Origin of the sequence: Aphanizomenon sp. UHCC 0183 (assembly GCF_009712065.1) — a bacterium.
GTDB classification, from domain to species: Bacteria; Cyanobacteriota; Cyanobacteriia; order Cyanobacteriales; family Nostocaceae; genus Dolichospermum; species Dolichospermum heterosporum.
In genome coordinates, this window is record NZ_VILC01000173.1 from 1 (window position 1) to 2,474 (window position 2,474).

Consider the following 2,474-nt stretch of genomic DNA (forward strand, 5'->3'; position numbering starts at 1 on the left):
GTGCCATAACGACAATTTTCAACACCCACCTACTTAGTTGGGGTATTTTGCTTTAATTCTTCTTTTAAGATTTGCTGATAAATTTTGGGTAAGGAACTACTAACAGAATTATTTTCTATCCCGTATCCTAAACTTGTCCATGTGGGGGAGAGTTTTCGGAGAACATCATTTAATTTTTGTTGCTGTAATAGCTTAGGAATATTTACACCCCAAACTTTTGCATCATTTAACCAACGGTAAACTACTACATCTTGATACTCTGCTTCAAAACTATAATTAGTCCAAAGCATCATTTTGCTGGGTTTTGGATGATAACGAGGAGCAATTTGATCCCACGTAGTATTAATAATTTGATATCTACCTGCGGCTGTGGAACAGTTACCTGTATTCGGTCCTGTGACAATGGTGATACATTTTTGAGGATGATGACTGAGATCATTAACTTGTTCACCACCATACAAGAGAGAGTAGGGACGGTTCCCACTGGCTTCACTGGCAGATATAGTTCGCATTAATGCCCGAATATAGGGATCTCCACCTTTCATGACTAGGGGAGGCTGTTTTCTGGTAAATATAGGTTCGGGAGATAATTGTATATCTCCAAAAATATACCACTGAAACAGGTACACAAAGCCCAAAAGTGAGGCTATGGGAGCGATGAGTTTTTCTACACCTTTCAGTTCAAAGTTTTTCAGAATTTAACTCCTTTTAGTTATTTCTTGGGACTAATAAGCAAAAATTAACTTTTTTATTTCGGAAGATTGCTCGGCTCAGTAATATTGCTATGATGAAGTTATTTTCGTATTTAGCTACAATATCAATTATTGAATGACTGTGAATTGGTTACACCTGAATTTACCATTTTTCTCGTTGTTGACTGACTCTACATAATCAGTTCATGCCGTTTGTGTAAAGTTAATGACAATTTTTTGAAATTTTCGTGAAAATTGGATTTTGATGCGAAAAAACTTCCCTGAAATGGGAATGATGAATATAGACAACTTTCCAGATATAGAAAAAACAAATTTATGGTTACAAACAATAGTAAATATCAATCATGGGAAGTAGCCGATGAGACTGTATTACAGGAGGCTCATCTAAGCACAACTAAATTTTATGGTAATTATCAAGATGGGATGGAAATGTATGCTCCTGTGGAGCAGGTAGAGAAGTATTTTAATACTCACTCTTCCTGGTTTGGTCGTTGTGCAGAACCGATGAAGGTAAGCCGGATAGGTGAAAATAGTTATGCTTTGGCGGTAGGTAAATTTGGTGCTTTTGGTTACGATGTAGAACCGAAGATTGGCTTGGAGTTGTTAAAACCTGAAGATAATGAATTCCAAATCCGAACTATTCCTGTACCTGATTATCAGTCACCTGGTTATGAGGTGGATTATAAATCATCAACACGATTGATAGGTGATTTAGATGGGGTTACGCGGGTGGAGTGGGAGTTGGATTTGGTTGTTGAGTTGCAGTTTCCCAGATTTATTCAGCGATTACCCTATTCGTTAATTCAGTCTACTGGCGATCGCATCCTTAATCAAATAGTCCGTAAAGTTTCCCATCGTCTCACACACAAGGTACAAAAAGATTTTCATCAATCTCTAAATATACCTTTTTCGCAAAAGAAACACAAATAATAACGGTCTAAGAGGGTGTTTGAAAAGTTATGGTTGATGTATCAAATATTTTTTACCCCACCCTAACCCTCCCCTTGTAAAGGGGAGGGAACTGGATTTTTATTGTTTCCCCCCTTTACAAGGGGAAAGGGGGGTAGCAATGTGATGAAAATTACGGAATACCACTTTTCAAACATCCTCTAAGAGGGTGTTTGAAAAGTTTTGAATGTATAGACTGACCCCTCTCCAAACCTCTCCCCTGCAAGGGGAGAGGCTTTAAAACCCCCATTCCCTTGCAGGGAAGGGGGGTAGGGGGGTTAGGTTTTTGGAGATTACTGGTTTGATATAATACTTTTCAAACATCCTCTAAGGTATTGTTATCAGTACGCAACCTCAAATCTATTGCGGGTAATATTCCCGTTGATGTTGAAACAACAATACCATTGCCTTGAGAACCGATACCATAACCTAAATCTACCTGCCATTATTTCCGTAATAGGATGCTTTTCTAGTGGTAGGTAGTTTAAGTCCATTCTTGAATATTTCAGAGTTTCAGAATCCAGAATCCAGGGAATAAATTCCCTGTCTTATAGCTAAAGTCGGTTTAAACCGACTACTTTTATCTCGTTTATCTCGTTCCCAGTCTCTGACTGGGAATGTTATCACAGAGGCTCTGCCTCTGCTAGTATTGAAGGCAGAGCCAGATTGCAATAAATGTTGTTGGTGCTAATAATTCTGTTGTTGGTGCGACCCAGTACCGTTTGGTTAACGTTATTCTCAATTAATTTGAGTACGTTTTAACGTACTTGAGCTATTAGCCCGGAAATTGATTTCCGGGCGGTTGTAGCCAAA

Annotated in this window: 2 protein-coding genes; one reads left to right on the forward strand and one right to left on the reverse strand. The window is 38.4% G+C overall.

The features are described from left to right. Positions 1–29: 29 nt before the first annotated feature. Positions 30–698 (reverse strand): glycoside hydrolase family protein, encoded by a 669-nt coding sequence (locus FJR37_RS25815; protein ID WP_072033560.1) that lies wholly within the window; start codon positions 696–698, stop codon positions 30–32. Between the two features lie 330 nt (positions 699–1,028). Here FJR37_RS25815 and FJR37_RS25820 point away from each other — a divergent pair, with 330 nt between their 5' ends. Beyond that, positions 1,029–1,643, forward strand: a complete 615-nt coding sequence (locus FJR37_RS25820) for a DUF1997 domain-containing protein (RefSeq protein WP_039199898.1) — start codon at positions 1,029–1,031, stop codon at positions 1,641–1,643. The last annotated feature ends 831 nt before the right edge of the window (positions 1,644–2,474 follow it).

Bases quoted from the DNA above. Each gene is read 5' to 3' on its own strand.
- FJR37_RS25820 (WP_039199898.1), top strand. From the start codon at position 1,029: ATGGTTACAAACAATAGTAAATATCAATCATGGGAAGTAGCCGATGAG.